This is a genomic window from Bradyrhizobium sp. LM2.9 (assembly GCF_054056555.1).
In genome coordinates, this window is the sequence record NZ_JBSRYJ010000002.1 from 3,460,429 (window position 1) to 3,485,643 (window position 25,215).

Genomic DNA, 25,215 nt, shown 5'->3' on the forward strand with positions numbered 1-25,215 from the left:
CCGCTCCGCTCCAGGCAATTGGCGGCGACTGAGAGTGCTTGCACTCCCGCCTTTTTGGGGAGGGCTGCTGTGGACCAGCTAGTGGGTGAGCCAGTTCGCAGTTTGAGGCCGCAGCGTCGGAGCAAACCAATCTAGAGAGCCTGATCAACTGCCTGCACGAGTCAAAGAGGAGAACGACCGGCTCACGGCGCGGATAAACGCTGGAGACTGTGGTAACCCCTTCTGCTTGACTAAGCGCCTGTCCTGACAGGACACAACGACTGCCCCCACGTGAGAGCAACTGTGAATTCCGAGGTAGATATATGTCGTATGCCTACAAGCTAAATGAAGACGTTCGCCATCAGCCCCAAGGTCCACAAGGACGTGCCGCAACTGATGAGCCGATGATTTACACCATCGTCCAGCATATGCCCATCGAGGCCGATGGACGTCTCCGATACCGCATCAAGTGCAAGTCGGAGAAAATTGAGCGAGTCGTTACGGAAGATCAGCTTTCATATTCGCAGTGATCTGCCGATGACAGAGTGCGTCGGACAAAATCGCGGGACTGCCCCTGAGTATCGGGAACGCGTCAGACAGCCTGCTGAGTGACCTGCTCTTGCAGTCGCCGAGCATGGTGGAGGGCGATCGTGTCTTCCGGAAAGTCGATCAAAAAAGCGGAGAGTTGAAATGAGGCGCTTTCGATAGCTTTCTGCTCTATTGATCGAAAAACGTCTTCCCAGCGCCGGCACATCGCGACCTCCTCCGGAAGAGCGTCCGGAAGTTCCGCGCGAAGTTCGCTGATGTCTACGGCGTCCGCGAAGCCTTTCGGGCTAATACGGTCGACGCTGCGGAACAGGAAGCGATCGGCGACACGCGCGCGGACGGCGGAGCTCACCAGGATTTGCGTGCCATAGTTCTTGTTGAGACCTTCCAGCCGCGAGCCAAGATTCACGGTCGCGCCGAGCGCGGTATAGTTCATTCGATCGTTGGAGCCGATATTTCCTACCACGGCGTCGCCGACGTGAAGGCCAAAGCGGGTATGGTAGGGCGGCCACCCCTCTGCTGCGAACGCCCTGTTCAGCTCCTGATTGGCCTGGATGCAGGCCAACACGGCGCGGCAGGCGCCTGCCGTATGATCCGGATCCTCTGCCGGCGCGTTCCAGAATCCCATCAGGCCGTCACCGATGAACTTGTCGATGGTGCCGCGGTGACGCATGATCTCCTCCGAAAGGGTGGCGAAATAGCGCGACGTGTAAATCATCACTTGAGACGGGTCGGCCATCTCGGTTTTGGCCGTGAAGTCGGCCACGTCAGTGAACAGAACCGTAATTTCGCGCCGCGATCCGCCTAGTTCGAGCGAGGCCTCGGTCTCGACCAATTGTCGCACGATCTGCTTCGGGACGTAGCTCGAAAAGCTCCGGACGACGCTGCGCATGGTGAAAACCGAGCGGCCGAGCTCGTCGATCTCAACGATGCTGGAGCGAACGCGCGGACGATCGGCGATCTTAAATCGCTGGATCTCGTCGGTCTGGTCAGCGAGCTTGCGCAAGGGGCGCGCGATCAGAGAGCCGAGCCAGAACGCAAACGGCAAGGTCGCACCGACGAAAGCGAGCGCCAGCGCAAACAGAGAACGTCGCTCGGAGAGAATCTGGCCGTAGAACTCGTCGAGAGGCGCGACCTCCGCCAGCCTGACGTCGGCGTCTCCCGTCGACTGCACGCGATGGAAACCGGCCAGGTAGGTTCGCCCGGCCTTGTCGACGAAGATCTGCTGTGAGGGACCTCCTCGCCGCCAGGCCTCGATTGCGGGCATCAGGCCGGGCACGTCCAGCGCTGCCAAAGTCGGAAGCTCCTGGCCCGCGCCCATCAGGCGCCTCATCTCCGGATGTCCGACGACCCGATTGGAATCATCGAACAGGAACGCAAGACCGGACTTGCCCAGCTTCTGTTGCGCCAGCATGTCCTCGAATGTGTTGAGAAGAATGTCGCCGGCGACGGCTCCGGAACGCCCTGCCCCGAGAGGTACCCGCAGCGTGTAACCGGGCTCGCCGGTCGCAAAGAACACGTAGGGGCCGGTCAGAAGCGTCTTGTCCACCTTGAACGCCTCGACATACCACGGGCGCTGTCTGGGGTCGTAGTCGGTTGGCTCAGTCCTTGTGCTCACCGCATCCAGCGTCTCGGACAAATAGATCGTCGAAAAATTGATCCGACCGCTGCGCTGTATCACCACTAGGCGGAAGGCGGCCTCGTCCGCGACTTTCAAGCTCGCCCTGAAGGCCGGCGAGGCGCGATCGATGACGTCCATTTCGAGGAACGATCCGTCATCATAGCCGACATAGAGATTGAATAGCTGCGGATTGTTGCGCAGCATGGAGGCCAGCACGGCATAAAGGCGCGGGTTGTCGACGATGTCCGCCGAACGGATCGACGGAAGCCCGGTGAGTATCCTCAGATTGTCACGCACGTTGGTGAACTGCTCGTCGACGTGATCGGCGCCGAGCTGGGCGACCTTCTCGATGAAGCCAGTCGCGGCGTTGTAAGTGATCCTCGTCACCCGTTCGAAGCTGAGCCAGACAAGAGATAGTCCGACTGCGAGCACGACTCCGACGAATACGGCAATAATTGAGGTCCGGAAGCCGACCCGGAAGCGACGGGCGTTAGGCGGTTTTTCGCCTGCCATCGGAGCTACCTTCGCTCTCAATATTGCGGGCCAGAGGCTTCGCCGAAGCGGAGGGTGCCTCCGGAGCGATCGAGAAGGTCGCCCAGCTGCTCCACCCTTGCGGGCGATTCTCGGTCTTGATATCCTCGTAAGCCTTGAGATCGCGCCGTTTCCATTTTCTGCCCGCTTCTATTTCTCGTTGTATTTCAACGATAAGGTAAAATGGCCCTCCTGTGACGTCCAGTTTGTGCCAAATGTTCGAAAAGCAGCGATTGCCGGAAAACGCGGAAAATTTTTGGCGATGTTGATCCAAATCAAACTGCGGCGCGACGCATCGCCGCGCCGTTCGAAACATGCCCGAGTTGCAAAGCGTGCCTCAATAGCGACGCCGGATAATGCAATATAGTCGCCGACGGCGCGGTTTGAATCGAGCGGGATCTGACAATGGCAGGATTTGCCTTGCTGCAGACGCATGAGATCAAAGGGTTCGAGGAATTCAGAGAAGTCGTTGCTGGCGCGCCTCGCGAGGTGGTCCAGATTCAAAAAGGAATGCTCTCCGGCCGCCTCTCGCACGCATTGATCGACGGTCTGCGCATTGACACCGCCAGCTTCAATCTTGGTCTCAGAACGAAGGGTGTTTCCGGCGCGGATGGCGTCGTCATCGGCATGCTCGCGGACAGCACCGATCGTGTGACGCGCTTCTCTTACGAATCCTGCCCGGGAGACGTTTTGGTCACGCCGCCCGGTACTGAGCATGAGAACCGTTATTATGGCGGCAGCAAAGTCATCATTGCCTCGATACGATCCGAAGACATCAGTTCGTCGTTTGCCTGCGAAGGTGAGCTGAGCGATCCCGCGGCGTGGCGAAGAAGCCATTACAAGGGAAATGCCCACACGGTTCAGAGTGTTGTCCCTCGCCTGCAGTCCCTGGTGGCAAGACTCGGCAACGCGTCACTGACGGCCGAATCCGCCGATTTCTGGAAGCGCGCGGTCATCGAAGCGATGAGTGCCAACATCGTCCAAGGCCGGTCGTCGGAACGTGACGGTCCGCGGCCGTCTGCGTTGAAGATCGTACGGCAGGTCGAGGAGTATCTCGACGAGGCCGGCCCGGGGCCGGTTCATATCTCCAAAATTTGCAGCTACATGCATCTGCCGCGGCGTACGCTGCATCGCGCCTTTCAGGAGGCACTCGGTATCGGCCCGATCGCCTTTCTCAAGCACCGGCGGCTTTGTTCGGTCCACGCGGCTCTCCGCCTGCCAAGGGATAGCAGGACGATCTCGGACATTGCCCTGCACTATGGCTTCCAGAGTCTCGGCCGATTTTCCGGCTACTATTATCGAATGTTCGGCGAATATCCCTCCGAGACGAGGCGTGCGCGTCGAACCCCGCATCAAAACGGCAGCCCCCGAATAGAAAGCCCGCAGCCTTAGCGGGCTGGGGCTCAATGCGATCAGCGCGAACGCTTCGGCAACTTCGGGAGCTTGTCGAGATTGAACGCCGGTGCTTGCCCGGTTCGTTCACGTGCGGGCGGCTGCTGTTCCGTAAGAATGAGCGTGCCCTGGAGGATCATTCCCGGCACCTGTGCTGCCGTCGCCGTGTAGGTCCCGACCTTGCCGGGGCAGTTTCCTTCGATGTCCAGCGTGAGCTCATCGTCGACGCCGAAGACCGTTGCACGTCCGTCGGTATGGCGCTTCGTCGACACCGTGGCGGTGAAGCGATCTCCATCGATCTTGCAGGAGCCGTGATATGTCATCAGGCTGTCGCAGCCCCAGATTTGTCCGTCTGCGACATGAACGATCCCCGTCCCCTGGTCGAGCGGCGTCTTGTACCACGCCGAATAGGTGCCGTCCTTCAGCATGGGAGCAGTCTCCCTTGGCAGTCCCTCCTGAATAATCCGCATGATTAGCGCTAACAAAGCGTTAATCGCGCGGCCCGTGCCAATCCGGGGTGTCCCTGCGCAGCTCGGCTTCCAGGTCTTCGATGATGCTGTGAAGCAGGCAGGCGGCAAGCGGATCGGTCACTTCGCGCTCCAAACGCCTGTAACGCGCGATCTGGAATTCCAGCTCTCTCAACTGGTGCTCTGTCATCGGAACGGGCCCTCCGACAAACCGACTCAGAGACAGCCGAACAGTTTCGTTAAAGTTCTCCGATCATTTGCCATGGTTTCCGAGCGGTTAAGGTCGAGGCCGCGCCGACTTTGGCTTGGAAAAGTGGAGTTGGCCGCCGTCTCGGACGTCACGGCACGTCGCCGCTGCGACTTCCACCGATGCTGTGCGGCTTGTTGAGGAAGAACTCCCGGTTACCGAGAGCCGCTTCTGCATACTGATCGATCGCGACCTGGATGGCCTCGATGTGCATGCGGCACCAGCCTTCGAAGCAAGACAGGCGGCGCGCCTGATCGAGAGCCTTCAGGAACTCCGGCGGCTCCTGCATGTCGGAGAAGTAGCTCGGCCTCTGTCCTTTCATGCCCGTGCCACCTCGCGCGGCGGACCGAGACGACGCCTCTCAAGACGGAGGCGCGGCGCCGTCGGCCGTCGGCGGGGAATGAAGAGGCTGGCGACGACGATCGGGTCGGTGTCACCGAGAGCGGCCCGCTCCTGGACCAGCCCGCTCATCACCGTGCGCATCTTCATGACTTCCCCGGCGACGAAGGCGCAATCTTCGTCCCTGTTGATTTGCTCGTGCATGATGGCTTCGGCCTCACGCATGCTGACACGTAATGCCCTGATTATTCTGCGGATCTCATTGATGCGGTTGTCCATGGCTCGCTCCCTTGGCTGGACGACCAGCATAAGAACAAAACATGAACATTGAGTCAATCGGCCTGAGGTAGAACAGAGCCGGGGTGACACGCCGCTCGGGGCGGCGAAAACCCCGGCCTCCTCGTCACCCACAAGCCCCTGGGCGTCCTGCCAGGATCAGAACGTCACCCGCATCCCCGCATAGAACGCCCGCGGCCGTGCCGGGCTAAGCGAGCGCGGGTCGGTGAACTCGGCGCCGCCATTGGTGAAGTTGGGCAGTGCTTCCCTGTCGAAGAAGGTGCCGAGCGTCGAGTAGCGATTGTCGAAAATGTTGGCTACGCGGCCATAGATCTGGAGATTCTTGGTAACTTGGTAGGAGGTGTTGAGATTGAACACGGCGTAAGACGGCAGTTTCGGAAACTGGTTGGACTCGTCGCCGACGAAATACTGGCTCGAGACGAAGAGCGCGTCACCCCCGACCTTCCAGACATCGGTCACGGAATATTCGACGCTGGCCTTAAGGAGATGGCGCGGCAAGCGCGGAATCTGGTTGTCCGGCAGGACCTGGATGTTGCCGTCGCCATCTGCGAACGGGCTCTCCGAGCCAAGCTGCAGCGCATCGAGAAAGCGTGCATCGAGGAACGCATAGCTCGCCTGGAACTGAAGCACGTTCGACTTCAGGCTCACCTCGGCTTCGATACCCTGCCTGCGTGTCCGGCCGACGTTCTGGAAGAAGCCAAAGCCCGTCAACCCCGGAACTGGGGTCGCAAGGATGTCGTCGTAGTTGGTCGCGCGGTAGGCACCGATTTTCCAACCGAGCGATCCGATGTTCAATTCCTTTGTGCCGCGGAAACCCGCTTCGAACGTCTTGGATACGACTTGCTGAAGTGGGGGATCAGCGATCAGGAACTGCCCGATGATGCACGGCCTTGCCGGATCGGCGCAGCCGAGTTCGAGTGGCGTCGGCACCCGGTTGGCTTCGGAATAGCCTGCATAGGCGGTCACTTCGGACGTGATCTTGTAGGTGCCGCCGATGATCGGATTGAACCGATCATAGTTGTGATCGCCATTGAGCGCGGTGCCAAGCTGGTCCATCAGCGAGATATGGGCCGCATTGAACCGACCGCCTGCCGTGACCGCAAACCGATCGTCCACATTGAAGGTGTCGAGCGCATAGAGCCCCTGGTATTGGCTGACGGTGCGAAGGGACACGGGGCCGACCGATGTCGGGGCGCCGGACGGACCCAGGAATATCCCGCTGCCGGTCACGACGTAGTTCGTGCCTGTCGTTCCCAAGTCGGCGCTACCGGTGAAGCGCGTGCTGCTGACATCATAACTTGCGCCGATCACGAGGCGGTTCTCATGACCGAACAGCTGATCGCTGTTGGTCGCCTGCCCGGATACGCCAAATGTGGTCGATCTCGTGCTGGTGCGATCGATCTCGCTGAGTACGGCGCCCGGCGCAAATGGATTGGCGAGCTGAACGCCATTCAGGCCAAAAGCCGGGACCGTATCATCGCCAAAGCACAGGAGGGTTGGATCAGCACAAGGCTGGGCGTCGGTGGGGTTTCCGTCCACAGTGTTCTGTTTGAAGCCCCGCAAATGCGCCGTGCCCTCAAAGGTCCAGGTCGGCGTCGCCTCCACCTTGGCGGTCAGGTTGAGATAGCCGACCTTGTTGGAAATGGTCTGCGGCGTTGTATAGGTCGCGCCCCAATATTGCTGGAGCAATTCGGCCGGAACGGTGCTGGGTCCTGCCAGGGAATTGTTGGCGACGCCCATGTTGAGGTGAAATTCGTTGCCTTCAAAGCGATAGCCGACATCGCCATAGAAGCGCCGGACGTCCGATGACGAGAAATTGCGGAAGCCGGTGTCATGGATGCCTTCGAGTGCTCCGTAGACTGCCCAGTTGTTGTCGACCTGCTTGCCCCATTGTGCAGAGCCCTGGATGCGGCCGAACGAGCCGCCCATGACGTCGATCTCGGCACCTTGATAGTTGAAGCCGTTCTTCATCTGCAGATCGATGGCGCCGCCGAGCGCATTGAGGCCGAACGCGGGGTTGTTGGTCACGACCAGCGCCGATCGGATCGCAACCGTCGGGATCAGATCCCAATTGACCGTATCGGAAAACGCCTCGTTGATGCGCACGCCGTTCTGGTAGACGGCGAGGCCCTGCGGCGTGCCGGCCAGAGGTGAAGCGACGAAGCCGCGAAACTGCACATCGGGCTGGAATGGATTACCGGTCACTTCGTTGATGCTGACACCAGGCACATACTGCTGCAGGGCGTCGGCGATATTCGGCGAGCGGGTGCGCCTGATCTGGTTTGCATCGACCGCGTTGATGCTGGCTGGAATCTTGTCGACTTCGATGCTGCCGCCGGCTCCGGGCGACGTCGGGTAGACGTAAATGCGGGTCCTGGGGCTGGCGGATGACGGCGCTCCGATGCGCGCGACCGGGCGTGGTGGCGCACTGCGCCTCACAGTCGGCGGCGGTGGCGCCGTGATCTCGACCGCGGGCAGGTTCTGGACGTTGGTCTCCTCGTCCTGCGCAGCACCCGCAGGGATCGCGAAAACCAGCCCCGACATCAGCCCCGTCGACACCGAGGCCATCAACAAACGACGCTTGCTACTCAGCTTGCCCATCCCTGCCGTCCCATCCGTGACCACCGGCTGTTTTGATTTTCGCCGTTTGGTTGAGACGAGTGTAATCGGCGGCCGTTGGCGCGCCAGCCACAAAAGGTCGGGCGACATTCGCACCCGTTTTCCCGACAAAATCGGGAATTTTTCCCGATTGCATCTGGCGCGATCACGCCGCCGCCGTCGGAACCAGCGCCTCCACGGTCAGACCGCCATCGCCGGAGACGACGTTGAGCGTGCCGCCCAGCGCCAGTATCCGCTCGCGCATCCCGACCAGGCCGAAGCCGAGCTTATGGCCCGGCTCCATGCCGCGGCCATTGTCGCTGACCCGCACCCGGGCGCAGCCGCGACCATCGGCCGCCGCCTGCTCCACCGGCTCGATGAGGACATTGACCGAGGTCGCGCCGGCGTGGCGGAACACGTTGGTGAGCGCCTCCTGCACGATGCGGTAGATCGTGAGGTCGGCGGTCTCCCCCGTGACGCCAAGCGCCGGAGAGATCACGGTCTCGATGGCGACATCGGGATGCGACTCCCGCCACAGCCGCGACAGCGATTCCCAGCGCCTGGCGCAGGCCGAGCTCGGCAAGTCCGACGGGCCGGAGCCGCTCCAGCACGCGGCGATTGAACTGCTGAAGCGCGTTGATCTGCTCCATCATCGCGCTGCCGTGTTTTCGCACGGCCTCCGCACTCGGCGCGCGCCCGTCCGCCTGCTTCGCCAGCGCGCTCGCGTGTGCGCGCAGCGAGAACAGATACGGCCCGAACTCGTCATGGAGCTCGCGCGCGATCTCCTTGCGCTCGACGTCCTGGAGCGACACCGCTCGCTCGGCGAGGCGCCGCTTGTCCTCGACGGCCTCGCTGAGCGTTGCCGCAAGATGATTGAGCTTGGTGCAGATCGCGGCGAGCTCCGGTGCGCCGCCCGGCGTGACGCGCGCCTGATAGCGCCCGTCTTCGAGCTCGGCCATCACATCCGCCAGGGACTGCAGCGGCGCCAGGGCGCGGCCGACCACATTCATCATCACCAGGAACAGCGCGAGCGCGATCCCCGAGCCGACCTCGAGCTGGGTCACGATGGCGTCCCAGATCTCGGCGATCTCGTCGTCGGGATGCGAGGTGATCAGCAGCGAGCCCGGCTTGCCGTGGATCGAGACGGGCACGCTCACCGCGGTCTGCTCGGGATGAACCAGGCCGACGAACCAGGCCGGCGGCCCGCGCGTGTCGTCATCGGCGTCGGCCCGGGGCTGCGTCAGCGGCTTGCCGCCGGCGTCCCGAAGCGCGATGCTGACATGGCGCAGGCGGCTGAGGTCGCGCGCGATCTGATTCAGCCTGGTGTCCGGATCGGGCGCCTCGTTGAGATCGGCAACGATCATCCCGATGAATTCGCGCGCGAGTCGGATCACGCTCTGGTCCTCGGCCTGCACGCGCGGCCCGGCTTCCGCGACCTGCCGGCCGATATTGACGGCGAGCCCCAGCGCCAGCAACAGCGCCAGCAGCAGGTTGATGCGCCCGCGCAAGGATAGATTTTGCCACATTGGTGTCGCCCGTGCCCCCGCGGAGGATTGCTCGCGCCTGTCCGATGACGTTGACAGAGGCGAAGCGCCCGATATCTAATCGAAAGCGTACAGCAATCCCGGCCGGGCGCGAAACAGGCCAAGACGCTGTCGCGAGGAACGCCCTATGCGCATTTTGATCGTCGACGATCATCCCATCGTCGCCTCCGGCTGCCGTGCCGTGCTGGCCGACGAGGGCGAGATCGAGATTTTGGAGGCCGCCGACGCCGAAGACGGCGAGTGCGTCTTCATCGTCGAGCGCCCCGACCTCTCCATCATCGACATCAACCTGCCGACCGTGTCCGGCTTCGAGCTCGCGCGCCGCATCCTCGAGCGCGCGCCCGAGGCCCGAATCATCATGTTCAGCATGAACGACGACCCTGCCTTTGCCGCGCGCGCGATCGAGTGCGGCGCCAAGGGCTACGTCTCCAAGACCGGCGACCCCGACGATCTCGTCGAGGCGATCCGCACCGTCGGCAGCGGCGGCACCTATCTGCCGACCGCGATCGCGCGCAGCATCGCCTTTGCGGGACCCGCGCTGGCGCAAAGCCCGCTGTCGAAGCTCAACGCGCGCGAGATGGAGATTTTGCGGCTGCTCAGCACCGGAAAGAGCCTGTCCGAGATCGCCTGGCTGGTGCAGTCGTCCTACAAGACTGTTGCCAACACCTCGTCCATCATGCGCCAGAAGCTTGGGGTGAAGACCTCGGTCGAGCTGGTGCGGCTGGCGATCGACAGCGGCGTGGCCTGACGGCCGCCACGAATTCGGTCACACAAGCGTTGCAATCCTGATGTGGTTTGACGCCACGGAGCTAACGGCATGACGATTCAGACTGTCTCGACCAATACTTCCTATGGCGGCGTGCAAGGCGTGTACCGCCATGCGAGTCAGGCGACCGGAACCGATATGACGTTCTCGGTCTATGTTCCCCCGCATGCGGCCGGCGCCAAGCTGCCCGTGGTTTGGTATCTCTCCGGCCTCACCTGCACGCATGCCAACGTCACCGAGAAGGGTGAATTCCGCAAAGCTTGCGCCGAGCTCGGCCTGATCTTCGTCGCGCCCGACACCAGCCCGCGCGGGCCGGACGTGCCGGGCGATGCCAACAACGCCTATGATTTCGGCCTGGGCGCCGGCTTCTATGTCGACGCGACAGAAGCGCCGTTTTCACGCAACTATCGCATGTGGAGCTACGTCACCGACGAACTGCCAAAACTCGTGGCGGAGAATTTTCCGGTCGATGCCAAGCGCCAATCGGTGATGGGCCATTCAATGGGTGGCCACGGTGCGCTGACGGTCGCGCTGCGCAACCCGCACCGTTTTCGCGCGGCCAGCGCCTTCGCCCCGATCGTGGCGCCGTCGCTTGTGCCCTGGGGCATCAAGGCGCTGACCGGCTATCTCGGTCCCAACAAGGACGCCTGGCGCAGCCACGACACGGTGGCGCTGATCGAGGACGGCGCGAAGTTTTCGGGCTTTCTGGTCGACGTCGGCGAGGCCGATAACTTTTTGAAGGAGCAGCTTCGTCCCGAATTGCTGCAGGCAGCCTGTGCCAAGGCCAACATCCCGCTGACGCTGCGGCGGCAGGCGGGCTACGACCACAGCTATTATTTCATCTCGACCTTCATGGGCGATCATCTGCACTGGCATGCGGAGAGACTAAAGGGGTAACGTGTTTTCCTTCTCCCCTTGCGGGAGAAGGTGGCACGAAGCGAGTCCCAACTCACGGCTTCCCGTAATTCGGTGCCAGCAAGCGGTTGCGGATCAAATAGCTCATCGTGCGCGTCCAGGATTCATCCGTGTTGCCACGCATGTCGGCGCTGGCGGCCGTGATCATGGTGCCGGTCTTCACGTCGCGCAGGTAGATGTTCAGATTGATGATCAGGTTCGAGACCTTCTGCACCATGCCGGTGATCTCCAAGTCAGCACCGAGCTGTCCCGCAAGCTTGAGGTCGCAGCCGCCGCAGGCCTGCAGATTGGCATGACGGGCGGCGTCCCTGATCGGCGCGATATCGAGCATCTGGAACCTGCCTGACTCCGTCAGTTCCTTGCGCAACTGCTCGCCAATGAGCAGGAGCCGCGCCTCCTCCGTCTTGGAGCCGTAGAACTCGCCGGGCAGGCTGGTGTCGATCAACTCGAAGTCGAACACCGCGAGTTTTGGCGGATCGGCAAACGCGACCGACGTCGTCAACAGCAAGGCAGCGAAACATATCAGTGCTCGCATGATCGTGATTTCGGTCCTCGTGCACGCGGGGCGAAATGCGGGGTTGCATGCCCTGACAAATCGGTCATGCTTTAGCAGAGACAATTCTCCACCGGCGGTCAAGCCAGGGAGAACATCTGGAGGAAACATGATCCGATGGTTGGTCGGCCTGATCGGCCTGGGTCTTGCTGCGACGAGCGCGCTCGCCGCCGACCCTGTCATGATCGGCGTCGGCTATCTCGGCGTCGCCGGCACCAGATCGACGCTGTCGCTGGTCGAGCAGCCCGCGGAGAATGACGGCGTCGCGGGCGCGCGCCTCGCCATCGAGGACAACAACACCACCGGCAAATTCCTCAACCAGCGATTTGTGCTGGAGGAGCGCCGGATCAAGGAGGGCGAGGATGCCGTGCAGGCCGCGACCGATCTCGCCGCACGCAACGGCTTCATCATCGCCGACCTGCCGGCGGATGCGCTGCTGAAAGTCTCAGACGCCTTGCGCGACCGCGGCACGCTGCTGTTCAATGCCGGCGCGATCGACGAGCGTCTGCGCGAGGCCGATTGCCGTGCCAACGTCATCCACACCGCGCCGACACGCGCGATGCTGGCGGATGCGCTCGGCCAGTATCTTGTGTGGAAGCAGTGGAAGCGCTGGCTGCTCGTGGTCGGCTCGCATGACGAGGACAAGCTGTTCGCCGACGCGCTGAGGCGCACGGCCACGCGGTTCGGTGCCAAGATCGTGCAGGAACGCAGTTTCGAAGACAAAGGCGGCGCGCGCCGCACGGACTCAGGCGTGACGCTGATCCAGCGCCAGATGCCGGTGTTCACGCAACAGGCACCGGCTTACGACGTGCTGGTCGCCGCCGACGAGAGCGAGGTGTTCGGCGCGTACCTGCCCTATCGCACCTGGGATCCCCGCCCGGTCGCGGGCTCGGCCGGCCTCGTGCCGCGGAGCTGGGACGCATCGCAGGACCAGTGGGGCGCGATCCAGATGCAGAACCGCTTCGTCAAGCTGAACGCGCGGAGGATGACTGCGCTCGACATGCAGGTCTGGACCGCGGTGCGCATGATCGGCGAGGCCACCTCGCGGACCAATTCCGGCGACGTCACAAAGGTCACCGACTTCATCAAGGGCCCGGACTTTTCGGTTGCTGCCTTCAAGGGCACAAAGCTGACCCTGCGCGACTGGAACCTGCAGCTGCGCCAGCCGATCCTGCTGGTCGACGGCCGCATGGTGGTGTCGGTGTCGCCGCAGGAAGGTTTTCTGCACCAGGTCTCCGAGCTCGACACGCTCGGCTATGACCGCCCGGAGAGCAAATGCAAATTGAAGTGAGCATTGTGAGATGAGTTCGAGCTGCGACTACAACGACGCTGCGCTCCCTCCCCCGCTCGCGGGGGAGGGTTGGGGAGAGGGTGTCTCCGCGAGCGATAACCTCCTAGAGGAGAGACCCCTCACCCGCATCGCATCTATCGATGCGATGCGACCTCCCCCGCAAGCGGGGGAGGTGAAACCAACCCGCAGCGGAATACTGCGCTTGTGGCGTGTGGGATTGCTGTCCGGGCTGGCGCTGGCGGCAGCGCCGGCGCATGCGTTCATCGCCTATGTCTCGAACGAGAAGAGCAACACGGTGTCGGTGATCGACACCGACAGCTGGACGGTCACCAAGACCATCAAGGTCGGCCAGCGCCCGCGCGGCATCGACTTCACGCGCGACGGCAAGTTCGTGATGGTCGCGGTCGGCGACGACGACACCATCCAGATGATCGACGCGAAGACGCAAGCCGTGGTGGACAGCCTGCCCTCCGGACCCGACCCCGAATTGTTCGCCCAGGATGCCGCCGGCAAGATCCTCTATGTCGCCAACGAGAACGACAACACGGTGACCGTGATCGACCTCGATAAGCGCGCCCGCCTTGGCGACATCCAGGTCGGAGTCGAGCCCGAGGGCATGACCATCAGCCCGGATGGCAAGACGTTGATCAACACGTCCGAGACGACCAACATGGCACATTTCATCGACACCTCGTCGCGCCAGATCGTCGCCAACGTTCTGGTCGACGCGCGGCCGCGCTTTGCCGAATTCAAGCACGACGCTTCCGAATTGTGGGTGTCCTCGGAGATCGGCGGCACCGTGTCGATCATCGACCCCAGAAAGCACGAGGTGACCGGCAAGGTCAATTTCGAGATCCCGGGGTTGAGGAAGGAGGCCATCCAGCCCGTCGGCATCGGCATGACCAAGGACGACAAGACCGCCTTCGTCGCGCTCGGTCCCGCCAACCGCGTCGCCGTGGTCGATACCGCCACGCGCAAGGTGATGAAATATCTGCTGGTCGGACAGCGGGTCTGGCATATGGCGTTCACGCCGGACGAGAAATATCTGCTCACCACCAACGGCGTGTCGAACGACGTCTCCGTCATCGACGTCGCCGCGCAAAAGGTGATCAAGACCATTCAGGTGGGCGAACTGCCCTGGGGCATCACGATCGCGCCATGACCAGCCCTGCTCCCATCGCCGAACAACGCGAGGTGCCGAAGCCCAACCCCGCTGCGGTGCCGGCGCTCTCGATCGACGGCGTCAGCCACGCCTATGGCCCGCGCCGGGCGCTGATGGACGTGTCGTTCAACGTGCAGCCGGCGAGCTTCACGGCGCTGCTTGGCCTCAACGGCGCTGGCAAGAGCACGCTGTTCTCGCTGATCACGCGGCTGTTCGGCATCCAGACCGGCCGCGTCGGCATTTTCGGCCATGACGTCAGCAAAAGTCCCGGCGAGGCGCTGCGGTTGCTCGGCGTCGTGTTCCAGCCGCGCACGCTCGATCTCGATCTGTCGCTGACACAGAACCTGCTCTATCACGCCGCGCTGCACGGCATCAGCCGCCGCGAGGCCGCAGTGCGCAGCGCCGAGTTGCTCGGCCGCATCGGGCTGACCGAGCGCGCCGGCAGCAAGGTGCGCGATCTCTCGGGCGGGCAGATGCGGCGGCTGGAGATCGCACGCGCGCTGCTGCACCGTCCGCGCCTGCTATTGCTGGACGAGCCGACCGTCGGCCTCGACGTCAAGGCGCGCGCAGACATCATCAGCCATGTGCGTCAGCTCGTGACCGAGCAAGGCATCGGCGTGCTCTGGGCCACGCATCTGTTCGACGAGATCATGGCCGGCGACGATCTCGTGGTGCTGCACCAGGGCAAGGTGCTGGCGCAGGGACCAATGAGTCGTGTCGTTGCGGAAGCCGGCGCGCAGGACGTCAACACCGCCTTCATGCGCCTGACCGGCGCGCAGACCCTGCCGGGCGGCGGCGCATGAGCAGCATCACGACACGCGACACGCCGCGCGGCTTCTCAGCCGCCGAGTATATGACTTGCCTCACCGGCATCGTCTGGCGCGAGGGCCTGCGCTTCCTGCATCAGCGCGAGCGTTTCGTCTCGGCGCTGGTACGGCCGCTGGTCTGGCTGTTCATCTTCGCCGCCGGATTCCGCCAGGTGCTCGGCATCTCCATCATCCCTCCGTACGAGACCTACATCCTCTATGAGGTCTTTATCGCGCCCGGGCTGATGGCGATGATCCAGCTCTTCAACGGCATGCAGTCCTCGCTCTCGATGGTCTATGACCGCGAGATGGGCAACATGCGCACGCTGCTGGTAAGCCCCTTGCCGCGCGGCTTCCTCTTGTTCTGCAAGCTGCTCGCGGGCACCGCGGTGTCGCTGCTCCAGGTCTATGCGTTCCTGCTGATCGCCTGGTTCTGGGACATCACACCTCCCCCGATCGGCTATCTCACCGTGCTACCGGCGCTGATCCTGTCCGGACTGATGCTGGGCTCGCTGGGCATGCTGATCTCGTCCGGCATCAAGCAGCTTGAAAGCTTTGCCGGCGTCATGAACTTCGTGATCTTCCCGATGTTCTTCGCATCCTCCGCGCTCTACCCGCTCTGGCGAGTGCAGGAGGGCAGTCCCTATCTCTATTATCTCTGCGAGGCCAATCCGTTCACTCATGCGGTCGAGCTGATCCGGTTTGCGCTGTACGGACAGATCAACTGGGTCTCGCTGGCGGTGGTCGCGACCTGCACAATCGTCTTCATGATCGGGGCGATCTATGCCTATGATCCCTCGCGCGGGCTGGCGCGACGGGGCCCTGTGGGAGGCGAAGGATGAAGGTTCGGGTTCTGGCCATGGCCGCTCTGATGCTCGCAGTCGCGAGCACGGCGGCACGCGCGGCCGATCCGCGCTATCCGGATTGGCCCTGTACGCAAGCCAAAGTGCCGGAAATTTCGCTCGCCGCCGTGTGGGCTGGTCCTTCGCTCGATGACGTGCAGAACAAGTGGAAGGACGACGCCAGGGTCAGCGCGCTGGTCTCGAAACTGGCGGCCCGCAAGACGCCGCTGGACGAGGCCGAGAAGTCGGTGAAGGAGTTCTTGGCGGGCTCCGCGGCCGACAAGACCGCGAATGCAAAACTTCTGTTCGCCGGCCTGTTCGACACGCTCAACGCCCAGCGCTCGCAGGTCATCGGCGGGCTGGAACGCGTCAGCCGCAAGCAGCGCGAGGCCGCCGACAAGATTCGCGAGGAGTCGATCCAGCTCCAGGCACTCCAGGGCGCAACGCCGCGCGACGAGGCCAAGGTCGATGCGCTCAGCAACGAGCTGATCTGGAAGACTCGCATTTTCGAGGACCGCCACAAAGTGGTGCGGTTCGTCTGCGAGGTTCCTACCACGATCGATCAGCGCCTGTTTGCGCTGGGACGCGTCATTCAGCAGGAAATGGAATAGCGTCACCCCCACTGACAGCTTTGCAAGTTCCGGCGATCTCAACGCTATCGTTAACCTTTGCCGCGCTATCTGCCGGAACTAAATCGATCCAGGATAGCTTGTCGAAGAGAGTCCAAGACGTCGGGAGGCCTTGATGGGAACCACGAAATTCATCCTCGCAGGCGCTGCGGCCATCAGCATGCTCGCAAGCAGCGCATTGGCTGACGACATGACCGGAATGGTCACGCGGATAGATCGGCTCAACAGCACGATTTCGATCCAGCAGATGCAGAAAGGCACGGTCGGCGGCAGCGCAGGCGGCGCTGGCGCGCTCCAGGAGTACAAGGCCAAGGACGCCGCGATGCTGGATGCCGTGCACGCCGGCGACAGGGTGAGCTACTCTGCAACCGTCAATAACGGCACGGGCACGCTGACCAAGCTGCAGAAGCAGTAGGGGAAACTCTCTGTCCCATTGCCGCCATCCTTCGAGACGCCCGCCTTCGGCGGGCGCCTCACAGGATCTGATTTCGCTGCGGAATGTAGACGCTCATGGTGAGGAGACCGCGAAGCGGTCGTCTCGAACCACGAGGCCAGCGATGACCGAGCTCGCTCAATTCTTTATTGCTCCGGCCGCAGCTCCGGCTGTGCCTCGTCGGTTGGGAGTTTGGCGCGCTCCCAGCCGTCGGTGCCTTCGGGATACCAGGCGACGTTGGAGTAGCCATACGCGAGCGCGCGCTTGGCGGCGTTCCAGGACATCCAGCAGTCGGCCAGGCAATAGATCACCAGCAGCGCAGCCTTGTCGCCCCGCGACGCACGCGCGAGCCCGCGCTGAAAATAATCGTCCATAGCCGGCGGCAGCGCACCATAGCCAGTATCGGGCAGCCAGGTGCTGCCCGGAATGTTTTTGCGCGGCGCCTCGCGCCAGACGGTACCCGCGGGAAGGTTCTTCGGCTTCGGCGCGCGCGGCAGCACGTCGATGAACACGCCGCTCTTCGCGTGCCAGATCGCCTCGGCTTCCGAAGTCGACAGCACGCGCGCGCCGCCGAGCGTCGCCGGCACAGGCGCGCGGTAATTGTCGGCGCGATAGCCCTCGGGCTCGAACGGCTCCTGCTGCTGCGCGACTACCGGCGCCACCAGAGTGGCGGCGACCAGCGCAGCGGCAATCTGCCGCCTCATGGCGTCTTGGCCGTCTCCGCGCCGAGCGGCCGGTCGCTCTCGTCCAGCAGCGGCACGCCGAAGTCGAGCAGGATCTTGTTGATCTCGCCCTGGTTCTCCTGGATCAGCTTGTTGAGTTGCCGCTTCCAGTTCTGGTCGGCGGCACGCACGCCCATACCGATGCGATAGGCCAGTTTTGGTCCGGTGGTTTCCTTTACCAGCGGCGTGACATGAAGCGAGCCCGCCTGCTTCGCGTAAAATCCCGCCATGGGTCCCCACAGCACGCCGGCGTCAATCTTGCCTGCCGCGAGATCATTGATCATTGCCTGCGCCGAATTATCGTAGCGCGTGTCGATCATCAGCGGATAGGGCTTTGCATCGCCCATCAGTCCCGCGATGGCCATGTTGGTCGCAGGCGGCGTTCCGGCGACGATGCCGACATGCTTGCCCTTGAGCCTGGTATCCTCGAGCGTGTCGACCTCCTCAAGCCCGCTGCCGGCTTTCGCGACCAGCGCATAGCTCGTGCGGTAGTAGGGATTGGTGCCCTGCACGAGGTCATCGCCTTGGGGGAAGCCCATGATGACGTCGCAGCGATGCGAGCCGAGCGTCATGCGCACGAAGCCGGTAGCCTGCGGAAAAAAGACATAGTCGAGCTTCTTCTGGAGCTTGTCTGCAAACAACTCGGCAAGCTTGTTCTCGAACCCCTCGCCCTTTTCATTCGAGAACGGCAGATTGCGCGGGTCGGCACAGACGCGCAGCACCTTGGGATCGACCAGTTCGAAGGAGAGGTCGCCGGCGTCGTTGGTCTGCGCGACGGCGACGTCGCCGAACGCGCAAGACGCAACTAGGATACTCAGTGAAACCAACCAGCGACGATGTCGTCCGGCCTCCGTCATCGCGCTTCCTCCTAGGATTGTTTGAATGCTAGCCATGCAACGCATGACGCACCATTTCTGCCAGACTTTGTGCTGGCTTTTCTTTGTTGCAGTGCAACGCGCAACCCTTTGAACTGAGGCGGAAAAGTGTCTCGCATCGCTTTCGTGATTGCAGCCTTGTCCCTGCTGGTAACGGCGACACTAGCATGCGCACGAGCGGCCGAATTGCCTGTAAGCGAAGTCGCGCCGGGAATCTTCGTACACTCCGGGACCATCGCCCTCATGACCCGAGAGAACGAGGGCGACATCGCCAATGTCGGCTTCATCGTCGGCGCGGATGCGGTCGCCGTCATCGACACCGGTGGTAGCCTTCGCGAGGGCGAGGCGCTGCTGGCGGCGGTGCGGGCCCGCACCAGCAAGCCGATCCGCTACGTCATCAACACCCACGGCCATCCCGATCATGTCTTCGGCAATGCAGCCTTCGTCGCCGGGGACACGCGCTTCGTCGGCCATAGCCGGCTGCCGCAGGCGTTGGCGACGCGCGGGCCGTATTATCTCGACAATTTCAGACGCATCATGGGCGACGAATTGATCTCTCCCGTGAAGATCGTGCCGCCAACAATACCTGTCACGGACACCCTGACGCTCGATCTCGGCTCGCGCCACCTGACCTTGCGGGCCTGGCCGGCCGGACACAGCGACACTGATCTCACCGTGTTCGATGAGACGAGCAAGACACTTTTCGCGGGCGATCTCGTCTTCCTCCGCCATATTCCGGTGATGGACGGCAGCATTCGCGGCTGGCTCGGCATCCTCGGGGAACTCGAGAGCATTCCGGCGCTGCGCGTCGTTCCGGGTCACGGACCCGTGAGTGAATGGCCTGCAGCCCTGATCGATGAACGGCGTTATCTCACGGCGCTGCTGGCGGACGTCCGGGCGTCGAACAAGAAGGGCGAGCCGATCCGAACCGCCGCAGACAAGGCGGCCGCCTCGGAGCGGTCGCAATGGCAATTATTCGGCGACTACAACGCTCGCAACGCAACCGCAGCATTGATTTCGGAAATTGAATGGGAGTAGCGGACGCGCTACGCTAGGCCCGACAACTGCTTCTGCTTCGTCCGCGCGGGACCATGACCATGATGGGATGCACACGCCGCCTGCCCCTGATCGCCCTGCTCCTCGGCATGGCATTCGCCGTGCCGGTGCAGGCTGAAGAAGCTTACGATCCCTGGCCGGGCCTCGTGCAGGACATCTTCAGCAACCGTCCGATGCACGACGGCGGCGATGTCATTGGCATCGATATGCCGTATCGCGCCGAGGATGCGGCGATCGTGCCGGTGACCCTGCGCAGCAAGCTTTCGCCGGGCGATGCCCGCCGCATCCGTTCGATCACGCTGGTGATCGACCGCAATCCGGCGCCGATGGCGGCGAAGTTCGAGCTCGGCCCCGATGCCAACGTCACCGAAATCTCGACGCGGGTACGCATCAACAACTACACCGACGTCCATGCGGTTGCCGAGCTCAGCGACGGCCAACTCTATGTCTCAAAAGTCTATGTGAAGGCCTCGGGCGGCTGCTCTGCCCCGGCGGGGAAGAATGCCGAGGAAGCCCAGAACCGGCTCGGCCAGATGCGCTACCGGCAATTCGCGCGGCAAGAGACCCCCGCGAGCCGCATGCGCGAGGCGCAGATCATGATCGGCCATCCCAACAATTCCGGCCTGCAGATGGACCAGGTCACGCAGCTCTACATTCCCGCCTTCTTCGTCAACCAGCTCAAGTTGACGCAGGGCGACAGCCCCGTGCTCTCGATGGAAGGCGGCATCTCGATCTCGGAAGATCCCAATCTGCGGTTCACGTATGTGTCCAACGGCGCCAAGCGTTTTCGCGCGGAGGCCAAGGATACGGATGGACACGTGTTCCGCAACGAGTGGGATGTGGAGAAGCCGGGGACGTGAGCCCCTCACCCGTCATGGCCGGGGACAAGCCCGGACAGGACGACTACGGGATGCACGCCGCCAAGGGGTTAAAAACACCTCACCTCGGCTTCGGCCTGCGCGCGCCTCAAATCGTTCACAGCCGAGTTCGCCTGCTCCGAGGTGCGGAACTGGACGCCGAGATTGCCGCGGACCTGGGACATGCTGAGCGCGGTTTCCGCGGTGACGTAGCGCTCATAGGATACGATCGAGGCCACCACGTCGATCGAGCAGGAACATTGCTCGATCGCCTGCCGGCTCTCGCCATTGGCCTTCATGCAGCCATAGACGTACTCCGCGCGCGCCGCCGTCGGATAATCATTCGCCTCCTCGGCGCGCACTGCGAGCGCGGTCGCAGCCCACACCGCCAATGCGGCGACAATCGGTCGTAGCTGTCCGGCCAGATTCATGCGCGTCCTCCCGCTGGTTGCGACGAAAGCTATGCTATGCGTATTGTCCTGAAAAGCACTCTGTCAGAGGAAACGGCTCACAAGGTGATGAGAGCACTTGGTTTGATAAGAGCACTTGGTCGACCATTGGCGCTCGCGGTGACGCTGGCGCTGACACTCGCCGGACCCGGCCGCGCCGCGGATACCATCCGCCTTGCGGTGCAGAAGACCGGAACATTCTCCTGGGAGCTGGCCGCGATCCGCGCCGGTGGCCTCGACAAGGAGGCCGACCTGTCGCTCGACGTCACCGAGCTTGCGAGCCCCGAGGCCGGCAAGATCGCGCTGCGCGCCGGCAATGCCGACATCATCCTGTCCGACTGGCTGTGGGTGTCGCGCGAGCGCGCGCTCGGCGCCAAGCTCACCTTCTATCCCTATTCCAGCGCGCTGGGCGCGGTGATGGTGCCGGCTTCCTCGCCGATCAAGTCGCTCGCCGATTTGAAGGGCCGCAAGCTCGCCGTCGGCGGCGGCCCGATCGACAAGAGCTGGCTCTTGCTCCAGGCCCGGTTGAAACAGGACGGCATCGACCTGAAGTCGGAGGCGACCATCGTCTATGGTGCCCCGCCCCTGATCGCCGCCAAGACGCTCGACGGCGAGATGGATGCGAGCCTCAACTTCTGGAATTTCTCCGCCCAACTGGAGGCCAAGGGTTTTAGGCGCCTCACCGGCATCGAGGACATTTTGCCGAAGCTGGGCGCCAAGGGCGCGGTCTCCGCCGTCGGCTATGTCTTCGACGAAAGCTGGGCGGCAAGTCATCGCGAGGCCGTGGCGCGCTTCATCGCGATGACCCGCAAGGCCAAACAGCTGCTGGTGACCTCGGATGCCGCCTGGGACAAGATCGCGCCGCTCACCGGCACGAGCGATGCTATCCTGCTGAAGACCTATCGCGAGCGATATCGCGACGGCATTCCGCGCCGGAGCATCGATGACGAAGAAAAGGACGCGCGCGTGCTCTACCGCGTGCTCGCCGAGACGGGCGGCCGCGACCTAGTCGGCCCGGCCGCTGAACTCGAGCCGGGCACGTTCTATCACGCAGTTCCCGGAGACTGAGGTGCTGCGTCTTCTGTCGTTTGCCCTGTTGCTCGCGATCTGGTGGATCGCCGCGCGGTTCGTCGGCGCCGCGAAGCTGCCCTCCCCGCCCGCCGTGCTCGACGTCGTCGTCGCGGAAGCTTCGAGCGGCGCGCTGTTCCTGCATCTCGGCGCCACGCTCGCTCGCGTAAGCCTCGCCTTTGTGCTGGCGATGTCACTCGGCAGCGCCATCGGCTATCTGATGGGACGGGTGAAGCTTGCCGACCGGCTCGGCGATCCCTGGCTGATCCTGCTCCTGAACCTGCCCGCGCTGGTCGTGATCGTGCTGGCCTATATCTGGGCCGGGCTCACTGAAGCCGCAGCGATCGCGGCGATCGCCATCAACAAGTTGCCGACCGCCATCGTCACCCTGCGCGAGGGTGCGCGCGCGCTCGACCGCTCGCTCGACGAGATGGCGAGCGTGTTCGCGATGCCGCGCTGGCGCGCGTTCCGCCACGTCGTGCTGCCGCAACTGGCGCCCTATATCGCAGCCTCAGCTCGCTCCGGATTGTCGCTGGTGTGGAAGATCGTGCTGGTCGCCGAACTGTTGGGGCGGCCAAATGGCGTCGGCTTTGAAATCGGCGTCGCCTTCCAATTGTTCGACACGCCGCGGCTGCTGGCCTATTCGCTGACCTTCGCCGCCGTCGTGCTCGTAATCGAGACCGCGCTGGTGCAACCGTTTGAAGCCCGCGCAACCCGGTGGCGACCCCGTGCGGCTTGAGGTCGAGATCACAGGCAAGACGTTCAGGAGTGCCGCGGGCGGAACGCAGAGGGTGCTCGCGCCGGTCAGCTTCGCGCTTCAATCCGGCGAGGTCGGCGTGCTGATCGGTCCGTCCGGCTGCGGGAAGAGCACGATGCTGCGCATCATCCTCGGGCTCGACCGCGATTTCGGGGGGCACGTCTCGCGTCCGCCCGAAGCGCGGATCGGGATGGTGTTTCAGGAGCCGCGGCTGTTGCCGTGGCGCTCTGTCGAGCAGAATGTGCGGCTTGCGGCCCCCGATGTCACCGATGCGAAGCTCGCCGAGCTGTTTAGAATCCTGGAGCTGGACGCGCATCGCAGCCACTTTTCCCCGGCGAGCTGTCGCTCGGCCTCGCCCGGCGCGTCGCGCTCGCCCGCGCCTTTGCCGTCGAGCCCGACCTGCTCGTGCTCGACGAGCCGCTCGCCTCGCTCGACGACGCACTCGCCGGCCGGTTGCGCGACGAGATCGCTACGCTGGTGGCGCGCCGTCCGGTGATGACGTTGCTCGTCACACACAGCCTGGATGACGCGATCCGCCTCGGCGATCGCCTGTTCTTGCTGTCGCCGCGGCCGGCGCGCATCGTGCGGGAGGTGCCGATTGCCATCCCACGTGCGCAGCGCAGCGAGGCCGAGCTCGGCAGGATCAGGGCCGAGCTCGCGGCGCTGCAGCTTGAATCGAAATGAGAACTCATGGTCAACTGGACCAACGAAATCTTCGCGGGAGGTTCACCATGCGGCGTCAGTTGATTGCGATCGGCATCCTGTTGGTTGCGATGCCGGGCGCGGCGCTCGCGCAGGCCAAGGGCAAGGGCATCCGACTCTGGAATCTGACGACGGAGACGATCTCCGGCTTCCAGCTCTCGCCGGCCGGCAAGACCGAGTGGGGACCGAACCAGTGCTTGAACGACAAGGACAAGGAGGTCGACCACGACGAGCGGCTGCGCATCACCGGTATCGAGCCCGGCCGCTACGACGCCAAGGTCAGCTATCCCAGTGCACGGCAGTGCATCGTCCGCGACATCGAGATCAAGCCGGATGCGGTGTTCTCGATCGCCGACAAGGATCTGAAGGACTGCAGCAAGTAACGTGGCTGCGTTACTGGCGTTTTCCCCTCATCGTGAGGAGCGCGAAGCGCGTCTCGAACCATGCGGGGCCGCCTGTCCCTTGTGGCCATCCTTCGAGACGCTTGCTTCGCAAGCTCTCAGGATGAGGATCTAAGCCAGTCGCGACCGGCAATGCAGCGCAACGCTTCACGCCTTGTCGTGCGGGTGCGGATATTCGCAGCGCCATCGCACCGCCTGCCACTTCGGATGGTCGCCGATCCATTGCGCGATATAGGGCGGCGCGGCCATCGCACACTGCGTCGGCGAGCCGGCGTAGTTGAATACCAGATGCTGCTCCTCGCAGGTCGCAGGCGAGAGCAACGCACATACAGTCACTACCAGGTCGATCGGGTTCATGCCGGGATCCTCGCAGAGGCGATCAAGATTAGCACAAAAGGTTACGTTCCGAGGAGCGGGAAGTTTCAATCCGGCCGTGAGAGAGGCCGCGGGGAACTCGCCTTCCTAGAAGTTAACCCCAAACACCAGCCTCGCCTGGTGGCGCTCGAAATTGACGAGGTCGAGATTGGCACCTGATCCGGCCGGACGGCCCCAGGCCTGCATGCTCCAGCTCACGGTCAGGCGCGAGCGCTCGGAAAGCTGGAAATAGGCGGTCGGACCGACGAACAGGGCCTGGCCGGCAAGCTCGCCGAGGCCGATGCCTTCGTACTGCCGGAAGTAGCGCATCTCGCCGCCGAGCAGCACATCGGGCCGCACACGCACCATGCCGGCGAAGGCCGCGCCGATGGTCGAGCTCTTTTCGGACAGTCCCGCCACCTCGAAGCGCGCCCATTCCGGTTGATAGATCAGATTGAGCGCGCCGATGGCGAAGTTCGGGATCAGTTCGCGATCGAAGGCGAGTGTGAAATCGGTGCCGTACATCCGCCCTTTCGCGCCGCTGGTTTCGTCGATGCGGTCGCCATGGAGCTCAGCGCCGACGGTCATGCCGAACGGCGCGTGCTCGCGGTCGAGCAGGCGATAACGCAGGTCGAGCGAGGCGCCCTGAAAATTGAACTGGCGGCGATCATCGATCTCGGGGACGCCGGTGATGTCGTGCAAGCTAGCGATGCCGCCGACCTCGATGCGGAAGTTCGGCAGCGGCACGATCTCGATCTCGACTTCCTGCGAGAGGGCGCGATAGGTCCCTCCGCCTTTGCCGAATCGCCCCGTCGTTTCGGTCTGGAATTCGCGCTCACCGGGATTGCCGACATCGGTGCCGATCAAAAAGCCGAAGATGTGCTCGGTATCGAAGCCCTCTTCGGCGCTGACGCACGCCGGTACGAGCGCGACTGTGCAGGCGGCTATGGTCCAGAATGTATGGGCTCTCGCGCGCATCCCTGACACTACCACGGCTTCGATGGCGTTTGCCATCG

The 25,215-nt window shown here is 63.2% G+C and carries 27 protein-coding genes and 2 pseudogenes; 15 read left to right on the forward strand and 14 right to left on the reverse strand.

Annotated features, from left to right (window positions below; genetic code table 11):
* Positions 1-571: 571 nt before the first annotated feature.
* Both ACVWW3_RS18415 and ACVWW3_RS18420 read right to left on the reverse strand, forming a co-directional pair.
* Positions 572-2,659 (reverse strand): cache domain-containing protein, encoded by a 2,088-nt coding sequence (locus ACVWW3_RS18415; RefSeq protein WP_456649098.1) that lies wholly within the window; start codon positions 2,657-2,659, stop codon positions 572-574.
* Entirely contained in the window at positions 2,637-2,993 is a 357-nt protein-coding gene (locus ACVWW3_RS18420) for a hypothetical protein (protein ID WP_456649097.1), read from the reverse strand. Before ACVWW3_RS18420 ends, ACVWW3_RS18415 begins: the two co-directional genes overlap by 23 nt.
* 89 nt (positions 2,994-3,082) lie before the next feature.
* Here ACVWW3_RS18420 and ACVWW3_RS18425 point away from each other — a divergent pair, with 89 nt between their 5' ends.
* A complete protein-coding gene (locus tag ACVWW3_RS18425; protein ID WP_456649096.1) occupies positions 3,083-4,069 on the forward strand; it encodes a helix-turn-helix domain-containing protein in 987 nt (328 codons plus the stop codon).
* 20 nt (positions 4,070-4,089) lie between these two features.
* Here ACVWW3_RS18425 and ACVWW3_RS18430 read toward each other — a convergent pair whose 3' ends face one another.
* The 6 genes and pseudogenes from ACVWW3_RS18430 to ACVWW3_RS18455 form a co-directional block, all read right to left on the reverse strand.
* On the reverse strand, positions 4,090-4,497 hold the full coding sequence (locus tag ACVWW3_RS18430; protein WP_456649095.1) for a hypothetical protein: 408 nt from the start codon (positions 4,495-4,497) through the stop codon (positions 4,090-4,092).
* A 61-nt stretch (positions 4,498-4,558) separates the two neighbouring features.
* A complete protein-coding gene (locus tag ACVWW3_RS18435) occupies positions 4,559-4,726 on the reverse strand; it encodes a hypothetical protein (protein WP_354106331.1) in 168 nt (55 codons plus the stop codon).
* Positions 4,727-4,874: 148 nt separating this feature from the next.
* Positions 4,875-5,105, reverse strand: coding sequence for a hypothetical protein (locus ACVWW3_RS18440; protein WP_247349555.1), 231 nt, complete (start codon positions 5,103-5,105; stop codon positions 4,875-4,877).
* Entirely contained in the window at positions 5,102-5,401 is a 300-nt protein-coding gene (locus ACVWW3_RS18445; RefSeq protein WP_456649094.1) for a hypothetical protein, read from the reverse strand. The genes ACVWW3_RS18440 and ACVWW3_RS18445 overlap by 4 nt, the downstream gene beginning before the upstream one ends.
* Before the next feature lie 156 nt (positions 5,402-5,557).
* A complete protein-coding gene (locus ACVWW3_RS18450) occupies positions 5,558-8,020 on the reverse strand; it encodes a TonB-dependent receptor (protein ID WP_456649093.1) in 2,463 nt (820 codons plus the stop codon).
* A 163-nt stretch (positions 8,021-8,183) separates the two neighbouring features.
* Positions 8,184-9,543 (reverse strand): annotated as a pseudogene (locus tag ACVWW3_RS18455) (histidine kinase).
* Positions 9,544-9,688: 145 nt separating this feature from the next.
* Between ACVWW3_RS18455 and ACVWW3_RS18460 the strand changes: the two are divergent.
* Complete coding sequence (locus ACVWW3_RS18460; protein WP_247443897.1) at positions 9,689-10,309, forward strand: response regulator; 621 nt, start codon at positions 9,689-9,691, stop codon at positions 10,307-10,309.
* A gap of 69 nt (positions 10,310-10,378) precedes the next feature.
* Positions 10,379-11,224, forward strand: coding sequence for an S-formylglutathione hydrolase (fghA, locus tag ACVWW3_RS18465; RefSeq protein WP_247349560.1), 846 nt, complete (start codon positions 10,379-10,381; stop codon positions 11,222-11,224).
* 52 nt (positions 11,225-11,276) lie between these two features.
* Here the strand turns inward: fghA and ACVWW3_RS18470 are convergent, their stop codons facing one another.
* A complete protein-coding gene (locus ACVWW3_RS18470; RefSeq protein ID WP_354045247.1) occupies positions 11,277-11,777 on the reverse strand; it encodes a DUF3280 domain-containing protein in 501 nt (166 codons plus the stop codon).
* A gap of 127 nt (positions 11,778-11,904) precedes the next feature.
* Between ACVWW3_RS18470 and ACVWW3_RS18475 the strand changes: the two genes are divergently transcribed.
* The 6 genes from ACVWW3_RS18475 to ACVWW3_RS18500 all read left to right on the forward strand — a co-directional run bounded on the left by ACVWW3_RS18475 (position 11,905) and on the right by ACVWW3_RS18500 (position 16,940).
* Positions 11,905-13,086 (forward strand): ABC transporter substrate-binding protein, encoded by a 1,182-nt coding sequence (locus tag ACVWW3_RS18475; protein ID WP_456649092.1) that lies wholly within the window; start codon positions 11,905-11,907, stop codon positions 13,084-13,086.
* Between the two features lie 145 nt (positions 13,087-13,231).
* Positions 13,232-14,248 carry a YVTN family beta-propeller repeat protein gene (locus ACVWW3_RS18480; protein ID WP_456649091.1) on the forward strand — a complete coding sequence of 339 codons (1,017 nt, stop codon included), beginning with the start codon at positions 13,232-13,234 and terminating at the stop codon, positions 14,246-14,248.
* Positions 14,245-15,051, forward strand: coding sequence for an ABC transporter ATP-binding protein (locus tag ACVWW3_RS18485; protein WP_247443900.1), 807 nt, complete (start codon positions 14,245-14,247; stop codon positions 15,049-15,051). The genes ACVWW3_RS18480 and ACVWW3_RS18485 overlap by 4 nt, the downstream gene beginning before the upstream one ends.
* Positions 15,048-15,896 (forward strand): ABC transporter permease, encoded by an 849-nt coding sequence (locus tag ACVWW3_RS18490; protein WP_456649090.1) that lies wholly within the window; start codon positions 15,048-15,050, stop codon positions 15,894-15,896. The genes ACVWW3_RS18485 and ACVWW3_RS18490 overlap by 4 nt, the downstream gene beginning before the upstream one ends.
* Positions 15,893-16,507: a hypothetical protein gene (locus ACVWW3_RS18495; RefSeq protein ID WP_456649089.1), complete on the forward strand. Its 615-nt coding sequence runs from the start codon at positions 15,893-15,895 to the stop codon at positions 16,505-16,507. Before ACVWW3_RS18490 ends, ACVWW3_RS18495 begins: the two co-directional genes overlap by 4 nt.
* Before the next feature lie 133 nt (positions 16,508-16,640).
* Complete coding sequence (locus tag ACVWW3_RS18500; RefSeq protein WP_456649088.1) at positions 16,641-16,940, forward strand: copper-binding protein; 300 nt, start codon at positions 16,641-16,643, stop codon at positions 16,938-16,940.
* Between the two features lie 164 nt (positions 16,941-17,104).
* Here ACVWW3_RS18500 and ACVWW3_RS18505 read toward each other — a convergent pair whose 3' ends face one another.
* Both ACVWW3_RS18505 and ACVWW3_RS18510 read right to left on the reverse strand, forming a co-directional pair.
* A complete protein-coding gene (locus ACVWW3_RS18505) occupies positions 17,105-17,662 on the reverse strand; it encodes a PQQ-dependent catabolism-associated CXXCW motif protein (protein ID WP_456649087.1) in 558 nt (185 codons plus the stop codon).
* Positions 17,659-18,537, reverse strand: a complete 879-nt coding sequence (locus ACVWW3_RS18510) for a substrate-binding domain-containing protein (RefSeq protein WP_247349570.1) — start codon at positions 18,535-18,537, stop codon at positions 17,659-17,661. The genes ACVWW3_RS18505 and ACVWW3_RS18510 overlap by 4 nt, the downstream gene beginning before the upstream one ends.
* A gap of 126 nt (positions 18,538-18,663) precedes the next feature.
* On the opposite strand from ACVWW3_RS18510, the gene ACVWW3_RS18515 reads away from it, so the two are divergent.
* Together ACVWW3_RS18515 and ACVWW3_RS18520 are read left to right on the forward strand one after the other, a co-directional pair.
* Positions 18,664-19,593 carry a quinoprotein relay system zinc metallohydrolase 2 gene (locus tag ACVWW3_RS18515; protein WP_456672048.1) on the forward strand — a complete coding sequence of 310 codons (930 nt, stop codon included), beginning with the start codon at positions 18,664-18,666 and terminating at the stop codon, positions 19,591-19,593.
* Between the two features lie 59 nt (positions 19,594-19,652).
* Positions 19,653-20,471 carry a quinoprotein dehydrogenase-associated SoxYZ-like carrier gene (locus tag ACVWW3_RS18520; RefSeq protein WP_456649085.1) on the forward strand — a complete coding sequence of 273 codons (819 nt, stop codon included), beginning with the start codon at positions 19,653-19,655 and terminating at the stop codon, positions 20,469-20,471.
* A gap of 68 nt (positions 20,472-20,539) precedes the next feature.
* On the opposite strand, the gene ACVWW3_RS18525 is transcribed toward ACVWW3_RS18520, so the two are convergent.
* Positions 20,540-20,899 (reverse strand): hypothetical protein, encoded by a 360-nt coding sequence (locus ACVWW3_RS18525; protein WP_247443906.1) that lies wholly within the window; start codon positions 20,897-20,899, stop codon positions 20,540-20,542.
* A gap of 87 nt (positions 20,900-20,986) precedes the next feature.
* Here ACVWW3_RS18525 and ACVWW3_RS18530 point away from each other — a divergent pair, with 87 nt between their 5' ends.
* From ACVWW3_RS18530 to ACVWW3_RS18545, 4 genes and pseudogenes are all read left to right on the forward strand, one after another.
* Positions 20,987-21,985, forward strand: a complete 999-nt coding sequence (locus tag ACVWW3_RS18530; protein WP_354106361.1) for an ABC transporter substrate-binding protein — start codon at positions 20,987-20,989, stop codon at positions 21,983-21,985.
* Position 21,986: 1 nt separating this feature from the next.
* Complete coding sequence (locus tag ACVWW3_RS18535; RefSeq protein ID WP_456649084.1) at positions 21,987-22,724, forward strand: ABC transporter permease; 738 nt, start codon at positions 21,987-21,989, stop codon at positions 22,722-22,724.
* A pseudogene (locus tag ACVWW3_RS18540) lies at positions 22,714-23,426 on the forward strand (ABC transporter ATP-binding protein). Before ACVWW3_RS18535 ends, ACVWW3_RS18540 begins: the two are co-directional and overlap by 11 nt.
* Before the next feature lie 47 nt (positions 23,427-23,473).
* Positions 23,474-23,827, forward strand: a complete 354-nt coding sequence (locus tag ACVWW3_RS18545) for a hypothetical protein (RefSeq protein ID WP_354045262.1) — start codon at positions 23,474-23,476, stop codon at positions 23,825-23,827.
* Between the two features lie 165 nt (positions 23,828-23,992).
* On the opposite strand, the gene ACVWW3_RS18550 is transcribed toward ACVWW3_RS18545, so the two are convergent.
* Both ACVWW3_RS18550 and ACVWW3_RS18555 read right to left on the reverse strand, forming a co-directional pair.
* The gene (locus ACVWW3_RS18550; RefSeq protein WP_247349578.1) at positions 23,993-24,202 is read right to left on the reverse strand and encodes a hypothetical protein; all 210 of its coding nucleotides are present in this window, start codon (positions 24,200-24,202) and stop codon (positions 23,993-23,995) included.
* 105 nt (positions 24,203-24,307) lie between these two features.
* Positions 24,308-25,213, reverse strand: a complete 906-nt coding sequence (locus ACVWW3_RS18555) for a hypothetical protein (RefSeq protein ID WP_456649083.1) — start codon at positions 25,211-25,213, stop codon at positions 24,308-24,310.
* Positions 25,214-25,215 lie beyond the last annotated feature (2 nt).